Source organism: Marinobacter fuscus (genome assembly GCF_003007675.1).
Classification (GTDB): Bacteria; Pseudomonadota; Gammaproteobacteria; order Pseudomonadales; family Oleiphilaceae; genus Marinobacter; species Marinobacter fuscus.
Map to the genome: position 1 here is coordinate 87258 of NZ_PXNP01000104.1, position 26110 is coordinate 113367.

Consider the following 26110-nt stretch of genomic DNA (forward strand, 5'->3'; position numbering starts at 1 on the left):
AATGACGGATTTTGTGCCGCTCTGATGAAAGAGTACACTAAGGCCTTTCCTGCGTTTACGCTACCCGACGTTATTCCGATCAAAGCCTGTTTATATGAAATTACTGATTCGCCCCGCCCCTGAAGTTGCCATTAAAAGCAAGCCTGTCCGCCGCCAGCAGATGCGCCAGTTACGCCAGAACATCCGCAAGCTGCTGGCCCGGCTGGACCCGGACATCCAGGTGGATGGCAGCTGGGATCGGGTAGATGTGGAGGTGCCTGAAGGCCGTGGCCTGGCCGGGCCGGTGATTGATGAAATGGTGCGGATTCCCGGTATTTCCACGATTCAGGAAATCGGGGTGTTCCCGTTCATCGATCTTGACGATGTCGCGGATAAGACGGTGCAGGCCTGGGCTGAACGGCTGGCGGGTAAGACCTTTGCGGTGCGGGTACGGCGTAATGGCGATCATGATTTCCGTTCCATTGACCTGGAGCGCAGCGTGGGCGCCGCCCTGCTGCAGGCCTCGGATGCCCGGGGTGTGGATCTGAAACAACCGGAGCAGGAAGTGCGGATTGAGGTTCGTGACGACACCTTCCACATTGCCCATCGCCGACACGAAGGGCTGGGTGGTTACCCGCTGGGCACGGTCGAGACGGTGATGACTCTGGTGTCCGGAGGCTACGATTCCTCGGTGGCGGCCTACCTGATGATGCGCCGGGGCATGCGCAGCCATTACCTGTTTTTCAACCTGGGGGGCACGGCCCACGAGGTTGGCGTGCGGCAGGTGGCGCACTACCTGTGGGACAGGTACGGTTCCTCCCACAACGTGAAATTTATTTCGGTGCCCTTTGAGGGCGTCGTGGCCGAGATCATGCGTTCGGTCAACCATCGGCACTGGGGCGTGGTACTCAAGCGCATGATGTTGAAGGCGGCCGCTGACATTGCCCGGGATTATAACGCGGCTGGCCTGGTGATGGGCGATGCGGTGGCCCAGGTGTCGAGCCAGACTCTGACCAACCTGAACGTGGTGGATAGGGCCAGCGATGAAGTGGTGCTGCGCCCACTGATTGCCATGGACAAACAGGAAATCATCCGTATTGCCCGGGAAATCGGCACTGAGCCGTTTGCCCGCAATATGCCGGAATATTGCGGCGTGATTTCCAGCAAGCCGGTTACCCGGGCCAAGTTGCACCGGGTGGAGCAGGAAGAAGCCGGTATGAACCCCGCAGCGCTGGCTGAGGCCATCGCCAACCGCACCGATACCATGGTCAGCCAGTTGCTGGAAAGCACGCAAACGCCGGAAGAGGTGGAGCTTATTCAGACGCCTGCGGTGGCCGACGTCATCATCGACGTACGCCACCCGTCGGAAGAAGAACGCTCACCGCTGCGCCTGACCAACAACGATGTGCTGAAGATTCCGTTCTACGAGCTCAACCAGCAGGTGCCCGGCTTGCCAGCCGATCGCCAATACCTGCTCTATTGCGATCGCGGTTCGATGAGCCGGGTACACGCCGGGCACCTGAAAGCCGAGGGGCATGCGAACATCAAGGTTTATGCTCCGGTGGTCTGAGCCACCGATTAGCCCTCCAACCCCTTGAAAAACTGCTGGACGTTCTCGCTGAGGGCGTCCAGATCATACCCACCTTCCTGCACCACCAGTGTGGGTAAGCCCAGCTGACGAAGGTGCGTGCTCAGCCGGCAGAAGCCTTCGGAAGTCACCGATACTTTCGCCTGCGGGTCGTTCTTGTAGATATCGAACCCCAGGGTCAGGATCAGCACGTCGGGCTGGTACAGCCGAATGGCCGCCAGGGCTTCATCCAGTTTGGCGAAGAAATCGTCCTCGCTGGAGCCGTGGGGCATGGGCAGGTTGATGTTATAGCCATAGCCTTCCCCTTCGCCCCGTTCGTTCTCAAAACCACTGACTACCGGATAGAAGTTGGTGGGATCACCGTGAATGGAAACGTACAGCACGTCGCTGCGGTCGTAGAAGATCTCCTGAATGCCCTGGCCATGATGCATGTCGGTGTCCAGGATGACCGTTCGCGGGAACCGGCTCTTCAAGTGCTCGGCCGCGATGGCGGCGTTGTTCAGGTAGCAGAATCCACCGGCGGCATCCTTGCGGGCGTGATGGCCCGGTGGCCGACACACCGCATAGGCGGTGCGCTCACCGGCCATCAGGGCATCTGCCGCGCCCAGAGCGGTCTGGACAGACCAGTAGGCGGCCTTCCAGGTGTTTTCACCGATCGGGCAACTTCCGTCCGCCAGATAGCAGGCCGCTTCGGCCAGAACGCCCCGCATGGCGTTGGGCGAGCGCACGAAGATGTTCGACATCACCTCGTCACCCCAGTCTTCCATCTCCATCCAGCGCCGGTGGGCCGACTCCAAAAACCGCAGATAGCCCAGGTCATGCACCCTGGCAATAGCGGCGGAGCCCTGGTCTGCCGGTTGCAGCACCGGAATCCCCCGGGCTTTCAACCCCTCCAGCATCTGGCTGGTGCGATCCGGCACCTCCTGGGGCTGACGCATCTGGCCCCGGGTAAAGTACGTCTTCGGAATATGCAGATCCTGCGTGGGATGAAAGAATGCCTTCATGAATCCATCTCCTTGGGTGTGTCTGGGAGCCTGATAAAACTCTCCCCCCGAGTATAGGCACCCAACCCCATGGGTCAAAAAATCGCCGGGAGCGATTTTTAACGTTGCGCCAGCAACGGCCCGAAGGGAGGCCGCCAGGGAAGGCAGGCCATAAAAAATCGCCGGGAGCGATTTTTAACGTTGCGCCAGCAACGGCCCGAAGGGAGGCCGCCAGGGAAGGCAGGTCATAAAAAATCGCCGGGAGCGATTTTAACGTTGCGCTAACTTTCGTTGACTTTACAGGTTGCAGATCAGCATCCACTATGAAGGGCGAATTCTTGTTTTCAGGCACTCCGGAGAACGGGGCGCCGCCACGGTCATGGAAAAGGAGCCGAGATGATCGAGTCACCCTTACTGGACAACCTTACCGGTTACATTGGTGGGCGCTGGACGGATTCGTCGAACGGGGCCACCTTCGATGTTTACAACCCGGCCACCGGCGCTGTTATTGCCAAGGTGCCGTCGATGCCGGAACAGGATGTGCTGGCGGCGGTCGATGCCGCGCAATCGGCGCTTCGCCTGAGTAACCCCTATCCGATCGAAACCCGACGCCAGTGGCTGCAAGCCATCCGTGATGGCCTGAAAGCCAACCGGGAGGAAATTGGCCGGGTGCTGTGCCTGGAGCACGGCAAACCCCTGAAAGAAGCTCAGGGCGAAGTGGATTACGCAGCGGGCTTCTTCGACTACTGTGCGCAAAACCTGGATGCCCTTGACGCCCATGCGCTTCCCGGTAAGCCCCGGGGCTGCACCTGGACGGTACACTATCGCCCCGTAGGAGTAACCGGCCTGATCGTGCCCTGGAACTTTCCCATTGGCATGATTGCCAAGAAGCTGTCTGCGGCGCTGGCTGCCGGTTGCCCGTCGGTGATCAAGCCAGCCAGTGAGACCCCGCTGACCATGGTTGCCTTTTTCAAGGTGATGGACGGCTTGGATCTGCCGGACGGCATGGTGAATCTGGTGATGGGCAAGGCCAGTGTGATCGGCAAGGTGCTGTGCGAGCACAAAGACGTACCCATGCTCAGCTTTACCGGCTCCACAGAAGTGGGGCGTAAACTGATTGTCGATACCGCCGAACAGGTCAAAAAGCTGGCGCTGGAGCTGGGTGGCAACGCCCCCTTTATTGTCTTCGAGGATGCGGACCTGGATGCCGCTGCCGACAACCTGATGGCCAACAAATTCCGTGGCGGTGGCCAGACCTGTGTGTGTGCCAACCGCATCTTTGTTCATGAAAACGTTGCCGATGCGTTTGGCCAGAAACTGGCAGAGCGGGTGAACAGGATGACTGTTGGTGACGGTATGCAGGATGGCATCGACATAGGCCCACTGATCAACAAGGCAGGTTTCGACAAGGTGAAACGGCACCTGGAAGATGCGCTGGCCCAGGGCGCTACCCTGGTAGCCGGTAAGCAGCCCGCCGACCTCGGTGATGGCCTGTTCTTCCCGCCCACCGTGGTGCAGGGTGTGACCCGCAACATGGCCTGCTACAAGGAAGAGACCTTCGGCCCGCTGGTGCCCATGGCGCTGTTCCGCACCGAAGAGGAAGTGATCGACGCCGGCAACGACACCGAGTTTGGCCTGGCCTCTTACGTGTTTACCGCCGATGCCGGGCGCGCCCAGCGGGTGGCGGCTGGTTTGCGGTTCGGCCACGTAGGCTGGAACACCGGCACCGGCCCCACGCCGGAGGCACCGTTTGGCGGCATGAAGGCGTCGGGGATTGGCCGGGAAGGCGGGCTGGAAGGTTTGTTTGAATTTGTGGAGGCGCAAACGGTGCCGCGCGGATTCTGAACAACCGGATGGGTAAGCAGCAAAAAGGCGAGCCTGGGCTCGCCTTTTTGTGCGTTGCGCAGTGGCATCAGGGTGTGAGGATGACCTTCACGCTGCTGTCCACTTCCGCCGAATCAATGTAGCCGATGGCGCCGGGCGTGGAGGCGACCTGGGCCTTCATGCCAGAAGCACTGCCCGCTTCGGCGGGCGGCTGGCCGCGACCAGTGAACACCTGCTGGGACCAGAAGGCTTTCAGTTGGGCGTCGTTGCGGCCGGTTACCTTGTCGTGGAACTCGGCGCGGGTAGCGTTGCCCTCAGGCAGCTCGAAAGGCTTGGCGCTGTCGCCGTTTGGTAATGCCTTGCTGCGGTTCAGATAAAGATCCCGAACCTCGTTGGCGCTGATGCTGTCCGGGCCAGCCGGGTTGCCAATCACCACGACTTCGGCCAGGGTGAAGGGGCTTACCAGCAAGCTGGCCGCAAACAACAGGCTAAGCTTTTTCATAGGGGCCTCCTTCAGAATGCCGAGTCGAGTTTGAGGGTGTAGACGTTGGTGCTTTCCGGGTTTTCAGCCAGCATGTAGCCGGTATTCAGGTTGCCATAGCCTTTGTCCAGACCGCGAACGTGGGTAACGTCGGCTTTAATAGCAACGCCCGGCGTGATATCCCAGCGGGTGCCAATACTGTATTCGTGGCGCTGATAGTTCAGGATAGACTCGGGAACGGCGCCCGGAATGAAGAAGCCGGTACGTTCATCGTCGTCCTGGCTTTCGGTCCAGCCAGCGGCAAGGTAAGGCGTCCAGCTTCCGAAGCGGTGGCCTACGGAAAGGTAGGCGGAGTCGGTATCGGCAAACTTGCCATCAACCTCAACGCGGGTAACTTCGCCGATAATCTGCCAGCTGCCGTCATCATAGCTGGCGCCCAGGCCGAAGAAGTTACCGCGATCACCGTCGGCAAGTTGAGTAATGCCGGGCGGAAGGGTAATGCCGCTTTGGGCTGCTAGTGCGCCAAGCCGGGTCCCATCAATATCCGCCTCGGCGGTCGCCGCCACACCACGCACAGTCCACACGTAGTCGGTCCAGGTCAGGTTCATGCCTGCGATGTTGCGCAGCTGTACGTCGCCGGAGTTGCCATCTTCATCGGTAAAGCCGGTGAAGCCGGTTGCGGTCAGCGAGGAGTTGTCGAAATTCAGGTTGTAGCTGGCATCCGCACCAACATAGCTGGTCACGGCAATCGGGCCATACACGCTCTGGGGCGGGCGTGCCCACGGCTGGGCGTAGCCGACTTCCAAGGAGTCGGAGTACATGAAGAACGGAATCCGCATCTTGCCGGCCCGAATCTGCAGGTTGTTGGTGGGGCGGTGGCTCAGATAGGCCCACTCCACCTGGGGTTCCCAGTCATCTTCGCCCCGGCCGACCAGTTGCATCACAATCTGGCTCTTCTGTGTGACGTCAAAGGTGCCCTGCAGGGCGAACAGGCTCAGATCCGCCACTTCGGATTCGTCGGTGATTCCGGCGTAACCGGCATCGTTGCTGGCCCGGGCGAAACCGGTGCTGAAAAAGCCGTTGAAGCGAATGCCGGTGTCTTTCGCGGAGTTCAGCTGTTGTTGCATGGCATTCAGCTGCTGCTGCATGCGCTCGAGGGTTTCCTCGGTACTCTGTGCCAGAGCCGGGGTCGCGGCAATGGCGAGCGCCAGGGGCGCTGCAGTAAACAGTTTTTTCATCAGGAGTTTCCTTTTTCTGGGGTTTTACTTAAACGCGGAACTGCCCGGCCACGCTCTGCAAGCCATTACTGACGTCCTGGATCTTGCGGCTGACCGTATCCAGCTCGTCGGTGCTTTCCATCACGGCTTCGGCGTTGCGATGCATGTCGCCCATGTGGCCGGTGACTTCGCTGAAGGTGGTGCTTTGCTCATAGGTGGCCGCGGCAATCTGCTCGTTCAGTTCGCTGATCTGCTGAACATTCTCGAGAATCTTGCGCAGGACCTCGCCAGATTCGGTGGTGGCATCCACGCCCTGTCGGGCCATATCCACGCTGCCCTGCATGGAATGCACGGCAGCACCGGAGGCTTTCGACAACTCGGAAATCACCTGCTGGATTTCTTCGGTGGCCTTGTGGGTGCGCACAGCCAGGCCGCGAACTTCATCGGCGACCACGGCAAAGCCACGTCCGTGTTCACCGGCGCGGGCGGCTTCGATGGCGGCATTCAGGGCCAGCAGGTTGGTTTGTTCGGCGACAGTCTGGATGGTTTCCAGCAGGCCGCCCACTTTCACGGAGAACTCATCAAACTGGTTGACCAGGCTGGCGGTGTTCTCGATTTCTGCCATCAGTCGCTGGATGGTCTGTATGTTGCCTTCAACCTTCTGCTGCCCGGTGGTCGCGAACTTGGAGGCATCCTGGGTCTGGTCTGAGGCGCTTGAGGCGAAGCCTGCGACTTCTTCGACGCTCTTGACCAGTTCTTCCACGGAATTACGGGTAGATGAAATCGCCTGGGCCTGCTGGCTGATGCGTTCAAGATTGGTGCGGCTGGTGCTACCCAGATGTGAGGCGACGCCGTTGAGCTCGCCAATATCCTGCTGGATGGTGGCAAAGGACTTGTGCAGTTTTTCAACAAACCGGTTGAACTGGTCCACCAGGTCCCGAAGTTCATCCTTGCCGGTGTAGTCAATGCGGGAGGTCAGATCACCCTCACCGGAAGCCATGTCCCGTAGGGAGGTAATGATCTGTTGCAGGCTGCCCGATACCGACCGGCCAATGATCAGGCTGAGCGCAATCAGCACCACCAGCGCGACCACCACAATGGTGACGGAGACGGTGGCGGCTTCACTGCTGGCAGCGGTGGTGTCGTCGATGGCCTGGGTCAGGCGGCTTTCCATCGCGTTGCGCATCTCGTCCAGATCAGAGCGCAGTCCGGCCAGCCGCTCGGCGTTGGCGGAGGCTTCCTGGCCAATGCGATTGAAATCCGCCGTACCTTCTATGATTGCGGTGGCGATTCGGGTGGCGGTGTTGTAGTAACCGTTCAGCTCGGATTTCAAGGCCTTCACCTGATCATGCAGAGCCGGGTTCAGGGTGGCGATGCGGTCCAGGTTGGCGGATATTTCTGCCAGTTGTTCCCTGGTGGCGGCAATCTGTTGATCGTCACCGGTGGTGACGGCAGTGTTGATCTGGTTTTCAATCAGTTGCAGCAAACCGCGGTTGATCGTGGACAGTTCCAGGGAGGGATAGAGCTGGTCGCGAACTTCGCTGAGGCGTTCGGAGTTATTGCGCTCGGTGACAATGGAAAAGGCCTGGCTGACCACAAAGGCAACAATGGCAACGGTGACCAGCAATGCCAGTTTGTGAGAGATCTTAAGTGATGAGAGCATGTTGTAGTCCTTGTCAGCCCGGCCTAAGACTTTAGTCGTGGGCGATTCTAGGTCGTTTTTTGAACGTATGACACAGAATTCATGTGTCAGTGTGTTAAGGCGTGTATCGGCTGACGGCAGGAGATCTGAACCAAGGTGGATGTAAAATGCATCAAATTTTTCCGGCAGTCGGGCGGCTGGCAGAAAGGAAGTCTTTGCGTTGTGCTGATATAATGCCCTGTAAATTTAACCAGTAGTGAAGCTCTACTCTATGGATGTCTCCCACATTATCGATTCCCTGAACGACGCCCAGCGAGAGGCCGTCACCGCCCAGAACGATCACTTGCTGGTGCTGGCCGGTGCGGGCAGTGGCAAAACCCGGGTGCTGGTGCACCGCATGGCCTGGCTGATGTCGGTCGACCGGGTGCCGCCCACCTCCATTCTGGCCGTGACCTTTACCAACAAGGCCGCGAAGGAAATGCGTTATCGGGTAGAACAGATGATGAACATCCCAACCCGGGGGTTGTGGATTGGCACCTTTCACGGGATTGCCCATCGGCTGTTGCGGTCGCACTGGAAAGACGCGGGCTTGCCGGAGAACTTTCAGGTGCTGGACAGCGATGACCAGTTGCGGCTGGTGAAGCGGGTGATGCGGGAGAACCAGATTGATGAGAGCCAGTGGCCGCCCAAACAGGCCCAGTGGTTCATCAACAGCCAGAAAGACGAAGGGCTGCGGGCAGACCACATTCAGGAGAATCCAGGTGATCACTTCACCACGGTGATGCTGAAAATTTACCGCCAGTACGAAAAGCTCTGTCAACAAGGTGGTCTGGTGGATTTCGGTGAATTGCTGCTGCGTTCCCACGAACTCTGGCTGCACCGGCCGGAGCTGTTGAGCCACTACCAGCAGCGGTTCCAGCACATTTTGGTGGACGAGTTCCAGGACACCAACACCATCCAATACGCCTGGCTGCAGGTGCTGGCCAGCAACCGCGTGCCACTGACGGTAGTGGGCGACGACGACCAGTCCATTTACGGCTGGCGGGGCGCGAAGATCGAGAACATCCAACAGTATCAGCGCGATTTCCCGAATTCACGGCTGGTGCGGCTGGAGCAGAACTACCGCTCCACCAAGCTGATTCTGAAAGCCGCCAACTCGGTGATCGCCAATAACCAGGGGCGGTTGGGCAAGGAGTTGTGGACGGACGGCGTGGAGGGCGAGCCGATCAGTCTGTACGCCGCCTTCAACGAACAGGACGAAGCCAACTACATCGCCGATTCCATCTCGGCCTGGGTCAGCGAGGGCAATCTGCGCAGCGAGTGCGCCATTTTGTACCGCTCTAACGCCCAGTCCCGGGTGCTGGAGGAGGCCCTGATGCGCCAGGGCATTCCGTACCGGGTGTATGGCGGCCTGCGGTTCTACGATCGCCAGGAAATCCGCAACGCCCTGGCGTACCTGCGCCTGGTGCATTACCACCGGGACGACGCAGCCTTTGAGCGGGTGGTGAATATTCCCACCCGGGGCATTGGTGCGAAGAGTCTCGGGGAGATTCGCGAGTACGCCACCGGGCAGGGCATTTCGCTGTGGGAGTCGGCCGAGCGGCTGTTGGCGGCCGGGCAGGTAAAAGGCCGGGCCAAAACCGGGCTGCAGCAGTTTATGGAGATTGTGAACGGCCTGTCGGAGATGGCGGGGCATGCGTCTTTGCAGGGGCTGATGAAGCAGGCCATCGAGTCCAGCGGGCTGAAGGATTACCACGCGAGCGAGAAAGGTGAGAAGGGGCAGGCCCGGGTGGAGAACCTGGAGGAACTGGTCAGTGCGTTGGCGGATTACGATGTGGAAGAAGGCGTGGACCCGCTGGCGGAGTTCATCGCCCAGGCGGCGCTGGATGCCGGGGAATCCCAGGCCGACGCTCATGAAGACAGTGTCCAGTTGATGACCCTGCACTCCGCGAAAGGGCTGGAGTTTCCGATGGTGTTTCTGGCCGGTGTTGAGGAGGGCTTGTTCCCGCACAGCATGTCGCTGGAGGAACCGGGGCGGATGGAGGAGGAGCGCCGTCTGGCCTATGTCGGTATCACCCGGGCCATGAAGAAGTTGGTGCTGACGTACGCGGAGTCCCGCCGGTTATACGGGCAGGAGAAGTTTCATGCGCTGTCTCGGTTTGTGCGGGAGATTCCGGGGGATTGTCTGCAGGAGGTTCGGCTGCGCAATACGGTGACCCGGCCGGCGATGGTGGAGCGGCCGAATGAGAGCCTGTTCAGTCAGGATTCAGCGCAGCAGGCGGGGTTCAGTCTGGGGCAGCGGGTTCGGCATCCGAAGTTTGGTGAGGGGGTTGTGATGAACTGTGAGGGTTCGGGGCATCATACCCGGGTGCAGGTGAACTTTGATGAGGGGGCGAAGTGGCTGGTGTTGGCGTATGCGCCGTTGGAGGCTTGTTGAGCGGTTGAGCTAGCCTCATGCAGCCTTCGAGCACGGAGGTGGCATGGCGGTGGGAACGTCTTTCCAAAAAGCGCTCGAGCCGTCCATGGGCGCTTGTGTTCCGCCATCCCTGGCTCCACAAATTTTTGGAAAGACGTTCCCACCGCCACGCTTTGACGTTTCTGCAATCCGAAACAGAACGCTATCTCCAAGGTTCATATTTATGCGCTTTGAGAGTTACATCAAGACAGCGTAAATCACACCCGCCAACACAATCCGGTAGATCACATACGGCCACATACCCACTTTGTTGAGCCACTTCAGGAAGAAGTGGATGGCGGTGATGGCCATCAGAAACGAGGTGACGCCGCCAATCAGAAAACCGTTCCAGTCCACGATCACGTCGGATGTGGCCACTTCCAGCAGTTTTACCGCCGATGCCAGCACAATAATGGGAATCGCCAGCAGGAAGGAGAACCGGGAGGCTGTTTCCCGGGTCATGCCCAGGAACAGGCCAGCGGTGATGGTGACGCCGGAGCGGGAGGTGCCGGGCACCAACGCCATGGCCTGGGCGATGCCGACGATGACGGCGTCTTTCCAGTTAAGGCTGTCCAGGGTGCGCTGGCGTTTGGGCAGCCAGTCGGCGAGGCCGAGAAGCAGGCCGAAGATCAGGGTGGTGAAGAAGATCACCGAGGCACCGCGTAGTTCGTTGTCGATCATGTCCAGCAGCGCCAGGCCAGCCAGGCCCGCCGGGATGGTGCCGATCACCAGGTACCAGGCCAGGGCGCCCTGGCCGACGATTTTGCGCTGGCCGATGGAGATCAGGCCATCCCGGGCGATGCCGAAGACATCCCGACGGAAGTACAGCACCACCGCCAGCAATGTGCCCACATGAACCGACAGATCGAAACCGACGCCCTGGTCGTCCCAGCCAAAGAATGCGGGTGTGAGTATTAAGTGCGCGGAGCTGGAGATGGGCAGGAATTCGGTCAGCCCCTGCAGTAGGCCAAGGAAAAGGGCTTGGAATACGTCCATTTTGATGGTTTCCGGTTGCAGCGGTGAGTCAGGTTTCCGCTTTTCTTGGGCCGTGCGGGATAGTGTCAGGGTGGTGGATGGTACCAAGGTGATTCCCGGCTGAACAGGCAGCGAAGGTTACAGTGGTATTACCAAAGGGTTCCTCCGCTGCCTGTGCGGTTAGTCGTGGATAATCATTCAGGCTGGAAATCTGTCCCGTGTGTTGTTGGCGATGCGTACCAGCGCCAGCATCAGTGGCACTTCCACCAGCACCCCCACCACCGTTGCCAGAGCCGCCCCGGACTGCAGGCCGAACAGGCCAATGGCCGCGGCCACCGCCAGTTCGAAGAAATTGCTGGCACCGATCATGGCGCCGGGGGCGGCAATGCAGTGGCGCACTTTCCACAACCGGGCCCAGCCGTAGGCCAGCAGGAAGATAAAGACCGTCTGGATAATCAGCGGCACGGCAATCAGCACTATATGCAACGGATTTTGCAGAATGACGTCACCCTGGAAGGCAAACAGCAGTATCAGCGTGATGATGAGCGCTACCGGTGTCACGGGCCCCAGCCGCTTCATAAAGACCTGGTCGTACCATTGTTCACCGCGCCGGGCGATCAGGGTGCGGCGGGTCAGGTAACCGGCGGTGAGCGGAATCACGATATACAGCACCACCGACAGAAGCACCGTATCCCAGGGCACCTGAATGTCGGAAATGCCCAGTAGCAAGACCACGATCGGGGCGAAGGCGAACAGCATGATGAGGTCGTTCAGGGACACCTGCACCAGGGTATAGGCGGCATCGCCCCGGGTCAGGTAGCTCCAGACAAACACCATGGCGGTGCAGGGCGCCGCCCCCAGCAGGATGGCACCGGCCAGGTATTCGCTGGCCAGTTCCGGTGCAATCAGGGGCGCGAACACCACCATCAAAAAGAACCAGGCAATGGCAAACATGGTGAACGGCTTGATCAGCCAGTTCACGATGGTGGTGATGGCCAGTCCCTTGGGTTCCTTGCGCACTCCGACCACGGCGCTGAAATCAATCTGCGCCATCATCGGAAAAATCATCGCCCAGATCAGGATGGCGGTGGGGATGGACACCTGGGCGTATTCGAACCGCGCCAGGGTCTCGGGGACAGAGGGGGCCAGCTGCCCGAGGGTGATACCGGCCATAATGGCCAGCGCCACCCACACCGACAGGTAACGCCCGAACAGATCCATTCCGCCGTCATTGGCTTCAACCGTGTTCACATCGCTGTTACGGCTCATCGCACACCCTTAAATGGAACGTTGGTTCACTCGTTTCGACAGTTCTTCGGCGCTTTCCTTGCGCTCGGAATAGCGGTCGGTGAGGTAATCGCTGCGGTCCCGCACCAGCAGGGTGAACTTTACCAGCTCCTCCATGACATCCACGATGCGGTCGTAATAAGCCGAAGGCTTCATGCGATCGTTGCCGTCGAATTCCATGAACGCCTTGGGCACTGACGACTGGTTCGGAATGGTCACCATGCGCATCCAGCGGCCCAGCACCCGCAGCTGGTTCACGGCGTTGAGCGATTGGGAACCCCCGCACACCTGCATCACGGCCAGGGTCTTGCCCTGGGTGGGGCGCACGGCGCCCAGAGACAGGGGAATCCAGTCGATCTGGGTTTTCATGATGCCGGTCATGGCGCCGTGGCGTTCAGGCGAGCACCACACCATACCCTCGCTCCATTGCACCAGGTCTCGCAGTTCCTGCACCTTGGGATGGCTGGCGTCTTCGGCATCCGCCAGGGGCAGGCCCCGGGGGTTAAAGATGCGGGTTTCCGCGCCCATGGCCTCCAACAATCGGGCCGCTTCTTCCACCGCCAGGCGGCTGAACGAGCGCTCTCGCAGGGAGCCGTACAGCAGCAGAATGCGCGCTGGGTGGGACGATGCCGGTGTGCTGAAAAGTCTGTCGGAGTCGGGTGCGGTGAACAGCTCAGTGCTCAGGTTGGGGAGGTTGTTGATGGGCATGAGGGCTAGTGGATCCTTTACGTCATTACAATGTCACACTAATATGCGAAAAACTGCATATTCGGATAAGCATATATATTGGTGAATTCAGATGAAAGGTCAAGGGTTTTACTCACCGGCTTCGCTGTTCAAGGCGTTGGGGGATGAGCTCCGGTTATGCGCGACGCTGTTGATTCATCAGCAGGGCGAGCTGTGTGTGTGTGAGTTGATGGAAGCTTTCGCTGCGCCCCAATCGAAAGTCAGCCGTCACCTGGCGGCGTTGCGGGAGGCTCGCGTGTTGAGCACTGAGCGCCGGGGCCAATGGGTCTATTATTACCTTGACCCGGAGTTGCCGGAGTGGGTGATTCAGACTCTGGAGCAAACCCGTGGCAATAACCCGGATCTGCTGACCGGGCCTCTTGCCCGGTTGCAGGCCATGGCGGATCGGCCGGTGGCCAGTTGTTCCTGATTCGGTAATGGTGGCTGAAGGCTGTTCTGACAAGGAGATTTTTATGAACACGATTAAAGTCGGTATCAATGGCTTTGGCCGGATTGGCCGGCTGGCATTGCGGGCGGCCTGGGGCTGGCCGGAACTGGAGTTCGTTGCCGTCAACGACCCGGGTGCAGACGCCCACACACTGGCTCACCTGCTGAATTTCGACAGCGTGCACGGCACCTGGAGCCGTGAAGCGGTTGCCGATGGCGATGAACTGGTAATTGACGGCCGGCGCATTGCCGTCACTCACAACAAGGCCATTGCTGACACTGACTGGTCCGGCTGTGACCTGGTGATTGAAGCCAGCGGCGTGAATAAAACCGTGGCGGTGTTGCAGGCCTACCTGGACCAGGGGGTGAAGCAGGTGGTGGTCTCCGCGCCGGTCAAGGAAGCGGGAGCGAAGAACATTGTCATGGGAGTGAATGACCACACCTTTGACCCGGCCACGGACCGCATCCTCACCGCGGCGTCCTGCACCACCAACTGCCTGGCGCCGGTGGTCAAGGTGATTCATGAAAAGCTGGGCATCAAGCACGGCTCGCTGACCACCATCCACAGCCTGACCAACACCCAGACCATCATCGATGCGCCCCACAAGGACCTGCGCCGGGCCCGGGCCTGTGGCAGCTCGCTGATTCCCACCAGCACCGGCTCGGCCACGGCGATCATTGAGATCTTCCCGGAGCTCAAGGGCAAGTTGGACGGCCACGCGGTGCGGATTCCGCTCATCAACGCGTCGCTGACCGACTGCGTGTTCGAGGTGGAAACGCCCACCGACAAAGATACGGTGAACCGGTTGCTGCAAGACGCGGCGGAGGGCGAGCTGAAAGACATCCTGGGCTACGAAGAACGCCCGCTGGTGTCCATCGACTACAAGACCGATCCCCGTTCTTCCATCGTCGACGCCCTGTCCACCCTGGTGGTCAACGGCACCCATGTGAAAATCTACGCCTGGTACGACAACGAATGGGGCTACGCCAACCGCACGGCGGAACTGGCCCGCAAGGTAGGGCTGGCCTGATATGAGCGCGGCCATCCGCCAGTACCTGGTGATCACAGGCAACTACTGGGCCTTCACGCTGACCGATGCCGCCCTGCGGATGCTGGTGGTGCTGCATTTCCACCAGCTGGGCTATTCGCCCCTGAGCATTGCCCTGTTGTTTGTTTTTTACGAGTTCTTCGGGGTGGTGACCAATCTGGTGGGGGGGTATCTGGGGGCGCGCATGGGCCTGAACCGAACCATGAACATCGGGCTGTTCCTGCAGATTGTGGCGCTGGTCATGCTGGCGGTGCCGGCGGCCCTGCTCACGGTGCCCTGGGTGATGGCAGCCCAGGCGCTATCGGGCATTGCCAAGGATCTCAACAAGATGTCGGCCAAAAGCGGCATCAAGTTGCTGGTGCCGGACGAGCAGCAGGGCAGGTTGTACGCCTGGGTAGCGCTGCTCACCGGCTCCAAGAATGCCCTGAAAGGCCTCGGGTTCTTTCTGGGCGGTGTGTTGCTGATGGCGGCGGGTTTTACCGGCGCGGTGGCGGCGATGGCCGTTGCCCTTACGCTGGTGTGGCTGGCCAGCCTGTTCCTGTTAGGGCAGGATCTAGGCAAGAGCAAGGCCAAACCCAGGTTCCGAGAGATTTTGTCCAAAAGCCAGGCCATCAACGTGTTGTCGGCCGCCCGGATGCTCCTGTTCGGGGCCCGGGATGTGTGGTTTGTGGTGGCGCTGCCGGTGTATATGGCCACGGTGTTTGGCTGGGATCATTGGCAGGTGGGTGGTTTCATGGCCAGCTGGATTGTCGGTTACGGCCTGGTACAGACCATTGCGCCGCGCATGACCGGCCACGGCAACGGCAAGTCCGGCGCCATCACCTGGGCGGCATTACTGGCTATTGTCCCGGCAGCCATAGCCGGAGCGTTGGCAGCGGGCTGGCCAGCTCAGGCGGTGGTGATCGGCGGCTTGCTGGTGTTCGGCGTGGTGTTTGCCGTCAATTCGTCCCTGCACAGCTATCTGATCGTCAGCTATGCCCGCAGTGACGGGGTGTCTCTGGATGTGGGCTTTTATTACATGTCCAACGCCGCCGGTCGTTTGTTGGGAACGATTCTGTCCGGGTGGGTCTATCAGGTTTATGGCCTGGAAGCCTGCCTGTGGATTTCTGCCGTACTGGTAGCCATGGCCGCCCTGTTCTCGTTATGGTTGCCGGAATCAACACGCAAACCGACAGGAGAACAAGGCTATGTCTGATGCCAATGTGGTGGTGATTACCGGCGCTAATCGAGGAATTGGCCTGGAACTGGCCCGACTCTATGCCGCCGAAGGCCGTCAGGTGATCGGGGTGTGCCGACAGTCGTCGGAAGAACTGGCCGCCGTGGCCGGGCAGGTGATCGACGGAGTGGACGTCACCACCGGAGCGGGCATTGAGAAGATGAAAACGGGCCTCGCTGGCAAGCGGATTGGCTTGCTGATCAACAACTCGGGCCTGTTGCAGGATGGGCAGCTGGGCAGTATCGATTTCGATTCCATCCGCACCCAGATGGAAATCAATGCCTACGCGCCCCTGCGGGTGACGGAAGCGCTGGTGCCGCAGATGGCGCAGGGCAGCAAGATTGCCAACATCACCAGTCGCATGGGTTCCATCGCCGACAACGACTCCGGTGGTCGCTACGGCTATCGGGCGTCCAAAGCGGCGCTGAATGCTTTCGGTAAATCCCTGGCGGTGGACCTGAAACCGGAGGGTATCGCCGTGGCCCAGCTGCACCCGGGTTATGTGAAGACCCGCATGGTCAACTTTGGCGGCCTGATTACCCCGGAAGAGTCTGCCCGGGGGTTGGCGGAGCGGATTGCTCAACTGAACCTGGACAACACCGGGTCGTTCTGGCACAGCAACGGTGAGGAACTGCCCTGGTGACCGAGCCAGGCAGGCAAGCCCGGGTGCTGATGCTATCCGCCTACGATGCGGGCAGCCATCGCCATTGGCGCTCGCAGTTACAGCAGGTATTGGGTAGCCATTGCCAGGTGGAGGTGCTGGCATTGCCCCCCAGATTTTTCCAGTGGCGTATCCGGGGCAATGCCATCAGCTGGTTGCGAGAGCCCTTGCTGCGAGAACACTGGGATTTGCTGATCGCCACATCGATGGTGGATCTGGCCACCCTGAAAGGGCTGCAACCGGCTCTGGCGCGGGTGCCGTCGTTGCTCTACATGCACGAAAACCAGTTTGCGTTTCCGGCCAATGAGCGCAATACCGCACGCCTCGAACCCATGATGGTGAATTTATACAGCGCCCTGGCTGCGGATGCGGTGGTGTTTAACAGCGCCTGGAACCGGGACAGTTTTTTGCAGGGTGTGGAGGTGTTGTTGGGCAAAATGCCGGATGCGGTGCCCGAGGGGGTGGTGGACGAACTCCGGAAGCGCTGCGAGGTGGTTCCTGTGCCCATTGACGACCGGTTATTTGCGGCGACGCCCAGGGCGTTTAACCGGGCCTGTCCCCACCTGGTGTGGAATCATCGCTGGGAATACGACAAGGCGCCCGACCGTCTTCTGGGGCTGTTGCAGGTGCTCAGAAACAGGCAGCAGCCGTTTCGGCTGAGTGTGGTGGGCGAGCGGTTCCGACGCGCACCCAGGGTGTTCGAGCAGATTCGCCACGAATTTCGTGACCAGCTTGAATGTTGGGGTTATCTGCCCTCGAGGACGGATTATCAGCAGCTGCTGGGCCGAGCCGATATTGTGGTCTCGACCGCCCTGCATGACTTTCAGGGATTGGCGATGCTCGAAGCCATGGCGGCCGGTTGCACGCCGCTGGCGCCGGATCGCCTGGCCTATCGCGAATATGTTCCGGCGCCCTGCCGCCATGCCAGCCACGAGGCTGATCCTGCGCCGGAGGCAGAGGCTGCGGCAGACTGCCTGCAGCGCTTGCTGGCGGCCGATTTGCCCGCCTGCCTGCCCGATGCCTGGCGAACCAGCAACCTGAGCCAGCACTACTGGCAGGTTATCGACCGGTTGCTGGGCGCTCAGTAATTCTGTGCGGGCACCTCTCGAATACGCCCGTGTTCATCAATGGCCACATAGACGAACAGGCCTTCGGTTACCTTGCGCGGGGTTTTTGAAGCGCGGTCCAGGGTCCAGACTTCCACCTGAATCTTCATCGAACTGCGCCCGATATCCACCAGATCGCAGTAACAACCCACCTGTGAGCCCACCCGCAGTGGTGATAAAAACTCCATCCGATCCATGGCAACGGTGGCGTTGCGGCCCTGGGAAATGCGCCCGGCCATGGTGGCGGCGGCAATATCCATCTGCTTGACCAGCCAGCCGGCAAAGACATCGCCATTGGCGTTGGTGTCGGCGGGCAGGGGGATTACCTGGAGCATCATTTCGCCACGGGGGGCGGGTTTGTCGTCTTCGTATGCGGTCATGGGGTACATCGCCTTGAGAGTTGTTTTCTGTGCATGGTAACGGGCTTTATCGGCGGTGCAAGCATATTTCATAGCATGCTCAGCCCGGAGAAAGATTTAATCGGGTGTCACAAAGCTGTCACAGAGTCCTTCTAGGATGCAGCTATCGAACAGGTATCAGCAATCGGCGCAGTAAGACGCGCAGTCGGCTGGCTTGAAAAGAGTTCATTTTGATGGAGACGGAATCTGATGAAATTGAAAGCGGTTATCAGCTCGCTGGTTCTCACTGGCAGCGCACTGGCAGTCTCGGCACCGGCCATGGCTCGGGATACGGTGAATATTGTAGGTTCGTCTACGGTTTATCCGTTCGCCACGGTGGTGGCCGAGCGGTTTGGCCGTAACACCGACTTTCGCACCCCGAAACTGGAGTCTACCGGCTCCGGTGGTGGTCTGAAGCTGTTCTGTGCCGGTATCGGTACCCAGCACCCGGATATCACTAACGCATCCCGCCGGATGAAGAAAAGTGAATTCGACATGTGCCAGAGTAATGGCGTGAAAGACATCACCGAGGTCAAGATTGGTAGTGATGGCATTGTCATCGCCAACTCCAAAGAGGCCGACCCGATGGATCTGAGCCTGAAGCAGGTGTTCCTGGCGCTGGCCAAAGAGGTGCCGGATCCGAACGGTGGTGAAACGCTGGTACCCAACCCCTACCAGAAGTGGAGCGATATAGACGCCAGTCTGCCCGCGGTGGAAATCAGCGTCATGGGGCCGCCGCCGACCTCGGGTACCCGGGATGCGTTCGTCGAGATTGCGATGGAAGGTGGCTGTAAGCAGTACGACTGGATTGCCGCCATCAAAAAGCAGGACAAGGGCCGATACAAGAGCATCTGCCACAGCATGCGTGAAGACGGCCTGTTTGTTGAAGCCGGTGAAAACGATAACCTGATTGTCCAGCGTCTGGCGCAGGATAAGGATACTTTGGGTATTTTCGGCTACAGCTTCCTGATGGAAAACAGCAGCCGGATTCAGGCTACGACCATTAACGGTGTCACCCCGACTCCGGATACCATTGCCGACGAAGACTATCCGGTGGCCCGTTCCCTGTATTTCTACATCAAGAACGCCCACGTTGGTGTGGTGCCGGGTGTGCAGGAGTATGCCGAGGAATTTACCAGCGAGGGTGCCTGGGGCGACAATGGCTATCTGGTGGATGTGGGCCTGATTCCCAATCCGCGCTCAACCCGGATGGACGTTGCTCGCAAGGTGCGTAGCCTGGAGTCGATGACCGGTAATGAGCTCTGAGCAATACAATACAGCCAGGGATGACGGAAACGCACAGGCTGATTAGAGAGAAATGAGTATGCAAACAGCCAATCTGTTACCCCTGGTTTTGGTGATGACTGCTGTCGCCTATGGGCTGGCCTACATGAGATCGCGCTCGGTGGCCGAGCCCCTGGGCGGCATTCGTCACCTCAAGTCTCTGCCGTTCTACTACGCCGCCCGGGCTGCGCTCTGGTGCAGCCTGCCGGCACTGGCGGTACTGGCGGCATGGGTGGGGTTTGAAGGCCGGGTGATCCAGTCGCTGGTGGTGTCCTCACTGCCAGCGCACCTGGCGCCGGACAACGCCGGCGAGGCCAGTCTGGTGCTTTCCCAGATCAGTAACCTGTCGGCGGGTAAGCTGGATGCGGCGCGGGTACCGGCCGAAATCGTCGGTGCCGCCGAGCTGCTGGGCCAGTTACGGGCTCAGAGCCAGCAATTCAAGTCGATTCTGGTGGTGCTGATTGCGGTGCTGGGGGCCACTTTCGCCTGGACCCGGGTGCAGCCCCGGATCAACGCCCGGGAAAACGTGGAACGTACCCTGCGCTGGCTGTTTTTCAGTTGTGCAGCGGTGGCCATACTGACCACGGTGGGCATTGTGTTCTCGGTGATCTTTGAAACCCTGCGGTTTTTCGGCCGGGTACCGGTCACCGAGTTCCTGTTCGGTAGCTCCTGGAGCCCGCAAACCGCATTGCGGGTGGATCAGGTGGGCTCTGATGGTGCCTTTGGCATGATTCCGCTGTTTACCGGCACCCTGCTGATTTCGGCGATTGCCATGCTGGTGGCGGTGCCCACGGGTCTGCTCTCGGCGGTGTATCTGTCGGAGTATGCCTCCCGGCCGGTGCGTAATGTGCTCAAACCCATGCTGGAAATGCTGGCCGGGGTGCCGACCGTAGTGTACGGCTTCTTTGCCGCCCTGACCGTGGCGCCGTTTATCCGGGATCTGGCGGAAGCTCTGGGGTTGCAGGCGTCTTCCCAGAGTGCCCTGGCGGCTGGCCTGGTGATGGGCATCATGATCATTCCCTTTGTGTCGTCGCTGTCAGACGACGTCATCAATGCTGTGCCGAAAAGCCTGCGGGACGGCTCACTGGCGCTTGGGGCCACCCAATCGGAAACCATGCAGAAGGTGCTGTTTCCGGCCGCGCTGCCCGGCATCATGGGCGGTATTCTGCTGGCGGCCTCCCGGGCCATTGGTGAGACCATGATTGTGGTGATGGCGGCGGGGCTGGCGGCGCATCTGACGGCCAATCCATTGAACTCGGTGACCACCGTGACCGTGCAGATTGTGACCCTGCTGACCGGCGACCAGGAGTTCGACAGCGCCAAAACGCTGGCGGCCTTTGCCCTGGGTATGATGCTGTTCCTGGTCACACTCACCTTCAACATGGTGGCTTTGAAGATTGTCCGTAAGTATAGGGAACAGTATGAGTGATCAAACCCCACAGGCGGAACTGATCCGCCAGTCGCTGAAGAAGCGGTACCGCAAGGAAAAACGTTTCCGGCTCTATGGCATGCTGGCCATCGCGGTGGCGCTGGGATCTCTGTTGATTCTGTTTACCGACATCATCTCCAAGGGCTACACCGGGTTTATCAAAACCACCATTACCCTGGAGGTGCCATTGGATGGCGAACTGATGTACCTGCAGGATCCGGGTGATTCGGAACAGCTTGCCATGGCCGACTTTCAGGCGCCAATTCTGGCGGCCTTGCAGCAGCATTTCCCGGAGGCCAGCAGTCGCCAAGATCAGCGCGAACTCAATCGTCTGGTGGGCAGTTACGCCGCTAATCAAGTGCGGGATTTGCTGAAAACCCAGCCTGCTCTGCTGGGCAGTACCAAGACCCTGGAGTTTCTGGTGCACGATACGGTGTCGGTGTACGTCAAGCATGCCGATAATCCCGCCTACAGCATCCGCTTGTCGGAACAACAACGCCGGTGGGTGGATCAACTGGTGGCCGAAGGCGCCATTCAGACCAGCTTCAACGATGTGCTGTTCAGCCGGGGGGCGTCCCGGGAGCCGTCTAACGCCGGTATTCTGGGCGCGATTGTGGGTTCGTTGCTGACTATGGTAGTCACCCTGGTGATTGCCTTCCCTGTGGGGGTTGCAGCGGCCGTGTACTTGGAGGAGTTCGCACCCCAGAACCGGTTGACCGACTTTATCGAGGTGAACATCAACAATCTGGCAGCGGTGCCTTCGATCATCTTTGGCCTGCTTGGCCTGGCAGTGTTTATCGGGTTATTCGGGATGCCCCGGTCGGTACCGGTGGTGGGTGGCCTGGTGCTGGCGTTGATGACTCTGCCCACTATCATTATTTCCAGCCGGGCCGCCATCAAGAGTGTGCCGCCATCCATTCGCGAGGCGGCGGAAGGTATTGGTGCCTCCCGGATGCAGGTGGTGCTGCATCATTTGGTGCCCCTGGCCATGCCTGGCATGATGACCGGTTCCATCATCGGCATGGCCCAGGCGCTGGGTGAGACGGCACCACTGCTGCTGATCGGTATGGTGGCCTTTATAGTGGAGGTGCCGGACGGCTTTTTCAGTTCCGCCACGGTGCTTCCGGTACAGATTTACCTGTGGGCCAGCAGTGCCGAGCAGGGCTTTATTGAATTGGCGTCGGCAGGAATCATGATCCTGCTGGCCTTTATGATTACCATGAACGCATTGGCGATCTGGCTGCGCAAGCGGCTTGAGCGCCGGTGGTAAGGAGTGCAGATGAATACCACAGTGACTGCCGGTACCGCCGGTGTCAGTGAGCGGCAAACGGCTACCGCTCCCCAACCGGCGCGGGAGGATACGGCGGTGCGCGAAGGCGTAACCGTGGGCATGCCCTTTGCCGATGATCCCAAGTTTCGGCTGCGCAACGTTGAGGTGTTCTATGGCGTGGATCGCGCCATCAAGAACATCAGCCTGGATATTGCCCGCAACGAGGTGATTGCCTTTATCGGCCCGTCTGGCTGCGGCAAATCCACCTTTCTGCGCTGCCTGAACCGGATGAACGACAGCATCGATATCTGCCGGGTGAAAGGGTCTCTGCAGTTGGACGACCTGGATCTGTACGACCCCAAACGTGATGTGGTGGAGTTGCGGGCCCGGGTTGGGATGGTGTTCCAGAAGCCCAACCCCTTTCCGAAATCGATCTACGACAACGTGGCCTACGGCCCCAGAATCCATGGCCTGGCCAACCGCAAATCAGACCTCGACGATATTGTCGAAAACAGTTTGCGCAAGGCGGGCTTGTGGAACGAGGTTAAAGACCGTTTGGACGCGGTTGCCACCGGCATGTCCGGCGGCCAGCAGCAGCGCCTGTGTATTGCCCGGGCGATTGCGGTGAGCCCGGAGGTGGTGCTGATGGACGAGCCCTGTTCGGCGCTGGACCCCATTGCCACCGCCCGGGTGGAAGAGCTGATTGCCGAGTTGTCGGAGAGCTACACCATTGTGATTGTTACCCATTCCATGCAGCAGGCGGCCCGGGTATCCCATCGCACGGCCTATTTCCATCTGGGCCATCTGGTGGAAGTAAACCAGACCGACAAGGTGTTCACCGCACCGGAACACTCACTGACCGAATCCTATATTACCGGCCGGTTCGGCTGAGCGGTTTTGGCGATAACAGGAGGCAGAAACAATGCCCAGAAAGCAGGATGACGTTTACGGCGATCACATTTCCCATCGCTTTAACGATGAATTGACCGAGTTGAAATCCCGGTTTCTTGAAATGGGCGGCATGGTGGAAACCCAGATTGAACGGGCGATCCAGTCGCTGGTGGATGGTGACAGTCAGGTGGCCGATGAGGTGCGGGCGAATGACCGCACTGTTGATCGCATGGAAATGGATCTGGATGAAGAGGCCATTCTGATCATTGCCCGGCGTCAGCCCGCTGCCCGGGATTTACGGCTGGTGATTTCAGTGATCAAGATGGTGGCGGATCTGGAACGGGTGGGCGATGAAGCCAAGAAAATCGCCAAGATGGCCATCAAGCTGATCGAGGAAGGCCAGGCGCCCCGGGGCTATGTGGAAATCCGCCACATTGCCAGCCATGTGCAGGGCATGTTGCACGATGCGCTGGATGCCTTCGCCCGGCTGGATTCAGAGCAGGCACTGCGGATTATGAAAGCCGACAAGCAGGTGGATGAGGAATACCAGGCGGCCGCCCGGGCCCTGCTCACCTTTATGATGGAAGACACCCGCAATATCTCACGGTGCATGTCGGTGATGTGGGTGCTGAGGGCGCTGGAGCGGGTGGGGGATCACGCCTGCAATATTGCCGAGAACGTGATTTTCATGGTTAAGGGCGAGGATGTGCGCCACACCTCCATGGAAGAGGCGGAGCGGGTCGTCGGCGGCTGAGCCGGTCATCCGGCCCGGGCAGCATGGATGCCGCCCGGGCCCAAGGCCGCCGGTTCAGGCCTGCTTCATTTTATCGGTGTAGGGCGGCCAGCCCAGGGGTTTGCCTGCCAACAGGTGCAGGTGAATGTGAAACACCGTCTGGCCTGAGTTTTCACCGCAGTTCATCACCACGCGATAGCCGTCTTCAGCAAAGCCCATCTCTTTGGCCAGCTTGGCCGCCACCCAGTACAGATGCCCGAACAGTTCCCGGTCGTCTTCTTCGATGTCGTTGATGGTGGCAATCGGCTTCTTCGGAATGATCAGCAGATGTACCGGGGCCTGGGGATTGATGTCCCTGAAGGCGAGGCTGATGTCGTCTTCGTAGACAATGTCCGCCGGAATTTCCCGGTTGATGATTTTGGTGAAGATGGTCTCAGACATAAAAGCTCCTGTGCATTAACTGAGAGCGGCGTTGACAAGCCACTACAGGCCACCCAGACGGGGTAAGCGATTGAGTATGCCCTGAATCGGGGCGGGTAACTGTTCGTCCAGCCCCATGGCGTAGCGGGCAACCTGATTACGGGCAAACGGCAGTGCCCGGGCGGCCCCGAGGCCAAGATTGCGAGCCAGATGCAGGGGGGGAATCCGGTTGCTGAACAGGTGATAGAACAAGTCCATGGCCAGCATCATGCGCTGGTTGGCCGGTCGTCGGCGCTGTTCATAGGCCTGCCGCAGCGCCAGCCCGGCAATGTCTTGCTGCTCGGCCCTGGCTTCAACCAGTAATTGCTGCAGGCACTGGGCATCCTGGAACCCCAGATTAACGCCCTGACCTGCCAGCGGGTTAATGGTGTGGGCGGCATCGCCCACCAGAACCACCCGCTCCTGAGAGTAGTGCCTGGCGTGCTGGCGGGCGATCGGAAAGCTTGCTTTGGCATCGATATGCGTCAGTTCCGGTAATCGTTCCGGGAACTGCCTGTGCAGTTCGGCGATCAGGTCCGCGTTGTTCATGGCCTTGAGTTGCGCAAGTCGCTCCGGCTGGTCGTACCAGACCAGGGAGCCCCAGCATTCTCCGGGGTAGGCGTCGCCCGCCGGGCGCAGTGGCAGAAAGGCTCTGGGGCCGGTTGGATAAAAACCTTGCCAGGTAATGTCCTCAACGGCGCCGCGATAGCGTACCGAGATCACCATGGCCTGCTGTTGGTACTGATCCCGGGTAACGCCGATCCCGGCCAGTTCCCGTATCCGCGACTGGGCGCCATCGGCCCCCACCACCAGTTGTGCCTCCAGAGTCCGGTCGTCGTCCAGCGTGACTCTGGCACCACGGTGATCCTGGCTGAGATCACGCACGCTGTGGCCGGTGATCAGCGTGACGCCGGGCTCGGCTTCTGCGGCCTGCCAGAGCGCACGCTGAGTGATGCTGTTTTCGACAATGTGCCCCAGGTGGCTGGCACCAAGCCGGCGGGCATCGAATTCCACTTCAGTGAGCCGGGAGGGCAGGAGCCGTCTCAGCGGGCTGCTGGCTTCATCCCAGACGGCCAGCCGCTGATAGGGCGTAGCGCGCATGGCGAGAATGCCGGGCCAGGCGCCCAGGCTTGCGAGGTAGCGCTCGCTGCCCGCGCTCAGGGCCGATACCCGGATATCCGGAGCAGCACCGGGCTGAAATTCGCGGGGAGAGGCCCGGTCGACCAGAGCGACATTAAAGCCCTGCTGGCCGAGGCCAAGCGCGAGGGCGGCGCCGACCATGCCCGCGCCAACAACAATGGTGTCAAATGCTTGTATCATATCCGTTCCCTGTCTGCTGGCCCCAGTTTACGCGATGCACCAGGTTAGACAAGGGAACGGCTTGAGGTGTGGCAGGCTCAGTATCCGGCGAGGGATGGAGACGAGGTTTCTTTTCGCCGCTCGGTGCGGCGGCTGGTGCGGATAAGCCACGCAGGCTTGCGGGCTCCGGGCCGGTTAAAGCCCTGGGTCAGCACTACCGGCTGCACCAGATTCAGGAAATCCCGGGTTTTCATGTGAATGGATTCGCTGTGACTGCCAGCGGCAAAGGCCAGTTCGGGTTGCTCGGTGAGCGCTTCGGCGCAGTACACGGTCATGCCAAACAGGCTGCCGAACGGGGGCATGGCACCCACTTCGCAATCGGGAAAGCGATCCTGGAATTCCTGTTCATCCGCCAGATCGACAAAGTCGGTATCCAGCACGCTGCTCAGGCGATCCCAGCGAACACGCCAGGTGGCAGGCATCACCAGCATGGCCATTTTGCCATCCAGTTCAATAACAACGGTTTTGACCACTCGGTCTCCGGCAATCCTGACGTGGTGGGCGAGTTGTTGAGCGGTATAGGCCGGTGGATGAGTAAGGCGCATGTACTCGACCTTGGCCTCGTCCAGAAAGGTTTTCAGCTGCTTCGCGGGCATGTCACAACCTCCTGACAGCACTAACAGTGGCGTGGAGCCATACGCCGTAAACGGG

At 59.9% G+C, this 26110-nt stretch carries 24 protein-coding genes; 13 read left to right on the forward strand and 11 right to left on the reverse strand.

From position 1 onward, the window contains the following. The first annotated feature begins 94 nt into the window (after positions 1 to 94). Positions 95 to 1549, forward strand: coding sequence for a tRNA uracil 4-sulfurtransferase ThiI (gene thiI / locus C7H09_RS16095; RefSeq protein WP_106764590.1), 1455 nt, complete (start codon positions 95 to 97; stop codon positions 1547 to 1549). A gap of 8 nt (positions 1550 to 1557) precedes the next feature. Here thiI and C7H09_RS16100 read toward each other — a convergent pair whose 3' ends face one another. Beyond that, complete coding sequence (locus C7H09_RS16100) at positions 1558 to 2571, reverse strand: histone deacetylase family protein (RefSeq protein WP_106764593.1); 1014 nt, start codon at positions 2569 to 2571, stop codon at positions 1558 to 1560. Positions 2572 to 2946: 375 nt separating this feature from the next. On the opposite strand from C7H09_RS16100, the gene C7H09_RS16105 reads away from it, so the two are divergent. Continuing rightward, a complete protein-coding gene (locus C7H09_RS16105) occupies positions 2947 to 4395 on the forward strand; it encodes an NAD-dependent succinate-semialdehyde dehydrogenase (RefSeq protein WP_106764596.1) in 1449 nt (482 codons plus the stop codon). 67 nt (positions 4396 to 4462) lie between these two features. On the opposite strand, the gene C7H09_RS16110 is transcribed toward C7H09_RS16105, so the two are convergent. Genes C7H09_RS16110 through C7H09_RS16120 form a run of 3 tightly spaced genes read right to left on the reverse strand, consistent with a single transcriptional unit; the run spans position 4463 to position 7735 of the window. Continuing rightward, positions 4463 to 4876, reverse strand: coding sequence for a type 2 periplasmic-binding domain-containing protein (locus tag C7H09_RS16110; RefSeq protein ID WP_106764599.1), 414 nt, complete (start codon positions 4874 to 4876; stop codon positions 4463 to 4465). An 11-nt stretch (positions 4877 to 4887) separates the two neighbouring features. Next, positions 4888 to 6093, reverse strand: coding sequence for a hypothetical protein (locus tag C7H09_RS16115; RefSeq protein ID WP_106764601.1), 1206 nt, complete (start codon positions 6091 to 6093; stop codon positions 4888 to 4890). A 28-nt stretch (positions 6094 to 6121) separates the two neighbouring features. Beyond that, a complete protein-coding gene (locus C7H09_RS16120; RefSeq protein WP_106764603.1) occupies positions 6122 to 7735 on the reverse strand; it encodes a methyl-accepting chemotaxis protein in 1614 nt (537 codons plus the stop codon). Positions 7736 to 7985: 250 nt separating this feature from the next. Between C7H09_RS16120 and uvrD the strand changes: the two genes are divergently transcribed. Then, positions 7986 to 10151, forward strand: a complete 2166-nt coding sequence (uvrD, locus tag C7H09_RS16125; protein WP_106764605.1) for a DNA helicase II — start codon at positions 7986 to 7988, stop codon at positions 10149 to 10151. Positions 10152 to 10367: 216 nt separating this feature from the next. Here the strand turns inward: uvrD and C7H09_RS16130 are convergent, their stop codons facing one another. The 3 genes from C7H09_RS16130 to arsH all read right to left on the reverse strand — a co-directional run bounded on the left by C7H09_RS16130 (position 10368) and on the right by arsH (position 13139). After that, complete coding sequence (locus C7H09_RS16130) at positions 10368 to 11165, reverse strand: undecaprenyl-diphosphate phosphatase (RefSeq protein ID WP_106764907.1); 798 nt, start codon at positions 11163 to 11165, stop codon at positions 10368 to 10370. A gap of 177 nt (positions 11166 to 11342) precedes the next feature. Continuing rightward, a complete protein-coding gene (gene arsB, locus C7H09_RS16135) occupies positions 11343 to 12413 on the reverse strand; it encodes an ACR3 family arsenite efflux transporter (protein WP_106764607.1) in 1071 nt (356 codons plus the stop codon). Positions 12414 to 12422: 9 nt separating this feature from the next. Beyond that, entirely contained in the window at positions 12423 to 13139 is a 717-nt protein-coding gene (gene arsH, locus C7H09_RS16140) for an arsenical resistance protein ArsH (protein ID WP_106764609.1), read from the reverse strand. A gap of 91 nt (positions 13140 to 13230) precedes the next feature. Between arsH and C7H09_RS16145 the strand changes: the two genes are divergently transcribed. Genes C7H09_RS16145 through C7H09_RS16165 form a run of 5 tightly spaced genes read left to right on the forward strand, consistent with a single transcriptional unit; the run spans position 13231 to position 17618 of the window. Further along, entirely contained in the window at positions 13231 to 13587 is a 357-nt protein-coding gene (locus C7H09_RS16145) for an ArsR/SmtB family transcription factor (protein WP_106764612.1), read from the forward strand. 43 nt (positions 13588 to 13630) lie between these two features. Next, positions 13631 to 14635, forward strand: a complete 1005-nt coding sequence (locus C7H09_RS16150) for an ArsJ-associated glyceraldehyde-3-phosphate dehydrogenase (protein WP_106764909.1) — start codon at positions 13631 to 13633, stop codon at positions 14633 to 14635. A 1-nt stretch (position 14636) separates the two neighbouring features. Next, positions 14637 to 15848, forward strand: a complete 1212-nt coding sequence (arsJ, locus tag C7H09_RS16155) for an organoarsenical effux MFS transporter ArsJ (RefSeq protein WP_106764614.1) — start codon at positions 14637 to 14639, stop codon at positions 15846 to 15848. After that, positions 15841 to 16512, forward strand: coding sequence for an SDR family oxidoreductase (locus C7H09_RS16160; protein ID WP_106764616.1), 672 nt, complete (start codon positions 15841 to 15843; stop codon positions 16510 to 16512). Before arsJ ends, C7H09_RS16160 begins: the two co-directional genes overlap by 8 nt. Further along, positions 16509 to 17618: a tRNA-queuosine alpha-mannosyltransferase domain-containing protein gene (locus tag C7H09_RS16165; RefSeq protein ID WP_240616624.1), complete on the forward strand. Its 1110-nt coding sequence runs from the start codon at positions 16509 to 16511 to the stop codon at positions 17616 to 17618. Before C7H09_RS16160 ends, C7H09_RS16165 begins: the two co-directional genes overlap by 4 nt. Here C7H09_RS16165 and C7H09_RS16170 read toward each other — a convergent pair. Beyond that, entirely contained in the window at positions 17612 to 18016 is a 405-nt protein-coding gene (locus tag C7H09_RS16170; RefSeq protein WP_106764618.1) for an acyl-CoA thioesterase, read from the reverse strand. The genes C7H09_RS16165 and C7H09_RS16170 overlap by 7 nt on opposite strands. Before the next feature lie 228 nt (positions 18017 to 18244). Between C7H09_RS16170 and C7H09_RS16175 the strand changes: the two genes are divergently transcribed. The 5 genes from C7H09_RS16175 to phoU are packed head-to-tail and all read left to right on the forward strand — an operon-like array spanning position 18245 to position 23662. Further along, on the forward strand, positions 18245 to 19300 hold the full coding sequence (locus C7H09_RS16175; RefSeq protein ID WP_106764620.1) for a substrate-binding domain-containing protein: 1056 nt from the start codon (positions 18245 to 18247) through the stop codon (positions 19298 to 19300). Between the two features lie 58 nt (positions 19301 to 19358). Continuing rightward, the gene (gene pstC / locus C7H09_RS16180) at positions 19359 to 20747 is read left to right on the forward strand and encodes a phosphate ABC transporter permease subunit PstC (RefSeq protein ID WP_106764913.1); all 1389 of its coding nucleotides are present in this window, start codon (positions 19359 to 19361) and stop codon (positions 20745 to 20747) included. After that, positions 20740 to 22017 carry a phosphate ABC transporter permease PstA gene (gene pstA / locus C7H09_RS16185; RefSeq protein WP_106764622.1) on the forward strand — a complete coding sequence of 426 codons (1278 nt, stop codon included), beginning with the start codon at positions 20740 to 20742 and terminating at the stop codon, positions 22015 to 22017. Before pstC ends, pstA begins: the two co-directional genes overlap by 8 nt. 9 nt (positions 22018 to 22026) lie before the next feature. Continuing rightward, on the forward strand, positions 22027 to 22908 hold the full coding sequence (gene pstB / locus C7H09_RS16190; protein ID WP_106764625.1) for a phosphate ABC transporter ATP-binding protein PstB: 882 nt from the start codon (positions 22027 to 22029) through the stop codon (positions 22906 to 22908). Between the two features lie 31 nt (positions 22909 to 22939). Further along, positions 22940 to 23662: a phosphate signaling complex protein PhoU gene (phoU, locus tag C7H09_RS16195; protein WP_106764627.1), complete on the forward strand. Its 723-nt coding sequence runs from the start codon at positions 22940 to 22942 to the stop codon at positions 23660 to 23662. Positions 23663 to 23716: 54 nt separating this feature from the next. On the opposite strand, the gene C7H09_RS16200 is transcribed toward phoU, so the two are convergent. From C7H09_RS16200 to C7H09_RS16210, 3 genes are all read right to left on the reverse strand, one after another. After that, a complete protein-coding gene (locus C7H09_RS16200; RefSeq protein ID WP_106764630.1) occupies positions 23717 to 24082 on the reverse strand; it encodes a histidine triad nucleotide-binding protein in 366 nt (121 codons plus the stop codon). Between the two features lie 42 nt (positions 24083 to 24124). Further along, positions 24125 to 25420 carry an FAD-dependent oxidoreductase gene (locus C7H09_RS16205; protein WP_106764632.1) on the reverse strand — a complete coding sequence of 432 codons (1296 nt, stop codon included), beginning with the start codon at positions 25418 to 25420 and terminating at the stop codon, positions 24125 to 24127. A gap of 77 nt (positions 25421 to 25497) precedes the next feature. After that, positions 25498 to 26055 (reverse strand): aminoacyl-tRNA deacylase, encoded by a 558-nt coding sequence (locus C7H09_RS16210; RefSeq protein WP_106764634.1) that lies wholly within the window; start codon positions 26053 to 26055, stop codon positions 25498 to 25500. Between the last annotated feature and the right edge of the window lie 55 nt (positions 26056 to 26110).

What these genes read in the sequence shown, in the direction of transcription:
- phoU (WP_106764627.1), top strand. Translation starts at nt 22,940, where the DNA reads ATGCCCAGAAAGCAGGATGACGTTTACGGCGATCACATTTCCCATCGC.
- uvrD (WP_106764605.1), top strand. Translation starts at nt 7,986, where the DNA reads ATGGATGTCTCCCACATTATCGATTCCCTGAACGACGCCCAGCGAGAG.
- C7H09_RS16175 (WP_106764620.1), top strand. Translation starts at nt 18,245, where the DNA reads ATGAAATTGAAAGCGGTTATCAGCTCGCTGGTTCTCACTGGCAGCGCA.
- C7H09_RS16110 (WP_106764599.1), bottom strand. Translation starts at nt 4,876, where the DNA reads ATGAAAAAGCTTAGCCTGTTGTTTGCGGCCAGCTTGCTGGTAAGCCCC.
- pstA (WP_106764622.1), top strand. Translation starts at nt 20,740, where the DNA reads ATGAGTGATCAAACCCCACAGGCGGAACTGATCCGCCAGTCGCTGAAG.
- arsB (WP_106764607.1), bottom strand. Translation starts at nt 12,413, where the DNA reads ATGAGCCGTAACAGCGATGTGAACACGGTTGAAGCCAATGACGGCGGA.
- C7H09_RS16150 (WP_106764909.1), top strand. Translation starts at nt 13,631, where the DNA reads ATGAACACGATTAAAGTCGGTATCAATGGCTTTGGCCGGATTGGCCGG.
- C7H09_RS16105 (WP_106764596.1), top strand. Translation starts at nt 2,947, where the DNA reads ATGATCGAGTCACCCTTACTGGACAACCTTACCGGTTACATTGGTGGG.
- arsJ (WP_106764614.1), top strand. Translation starts at nt 14,637, where the DNA reads ATGAGCGCGGCCATCCGCCAGTACCTGGTGATCACAGGCAACTACTGG.
- C7H09_RS16100 (WP_106764593.1), bottom strand. Translation starts at nt 2,571, where the DNA reads ATGAAGGCATTCTTTCATCCCACGCAGGATCTGCATATTCCGAAGACG.
- C7H09_RS16160 (WP_106764616.1), top strand. Translation starts at nt 15,841, where the DNA reads ATGTCTGATGCCAATGTGGTGGTGATTACCGGCGCTAATCGAGGAATT.
- C7H09_RS16170 (WP_106764618.1), bottom strand. Translation starts at nt 18,016, where the DNA reads ATGACCGCATACGAAGACGACAAACCCGCCCCCCGTGGCGAAATGATG.
- C7H09_RS16200 (WP_106764630.1), bottom strand. Translation starts at nt 24,082, where the DNA reads ATGTCTGAGACCATCTTCACCAAAATCATCAACCGGGAAATTCCGGCG.
- pstC (WP_106764913.1), top strand. Translation starts at nt 19,359, where the DNA reads ATGCAAACAGCCAATCTGTTACCCCTGGTTTTGGTGATGACTGCTGTC.
- C7H09_RS16130 (WP_106764907.1), bottom strand. Translation starts at nt 11,165, where the DNA reads ATGGACGTATTCCAAGCCCTTTTCCTTGGCCTACTGCAGGGGCTGACC.
- C7H09_RS16205 (WP_106764632.1), bottom strand. Translation starts at nt 25,420, where the DNA reads ATGATACAAGCATTTGACACCATTGTTGTTGGCGCGGGCATGGTCGGC.
- C7H09_RS16145 (WP_106764612.1), top strand. Translation starts at nt 13,231, where the DNA reads ATGAAAGGTCAAGGGTTTTACTCACCGGCTTCGCTGTTCAAGGCGTTG.
- pstB (WP_106764625.1), top strand. Translation starts at nt 22,027, where the DNA reads ATGAATACCACAGTGACTGCCGGTACCGCCGGTGTCAGTGAGCGGCAA.
- arsH (WP_106764609.1), bottom strand. Translation starts at nt 13,139, where the DNA reads ATGCCCATCAACAACCTCCCCAACCTGAGCACTGAGCTGTTCACCGCA.
- thiI (WP_106764590.1), top strand. Translation starts at nt 95, where the DNA reads ATGAAATTACTGATTCGCCCCGCCCCTGAAGTTGCCATTAAAAGCAAG.
- C7H09_RS16210 (WP_106764634.1), bottom strand. Translation starts at nt 26,055, where the DNA reads ATGCCCGCGAAGCAGCTGAAAACCTTTCTGGACGAGGCCAAGGTCGAG.
- C7H09_RS16115 (WP_106764601.1), bottom strand. Translation starts at nt 6,093, where the DNA reads ATGAAAAAACTGTTTACTGCAGCGCCCCTGGCGCTCGCCATTGCCGCG.
- C7H09_RS16120 (WP_106764603.1), bottom strand. Translation starts at nt 7,735, where the DNA reads ATGCTCTCATCACTTAAGATCTCTCACAAACTGGCATTGCTGGTCACC.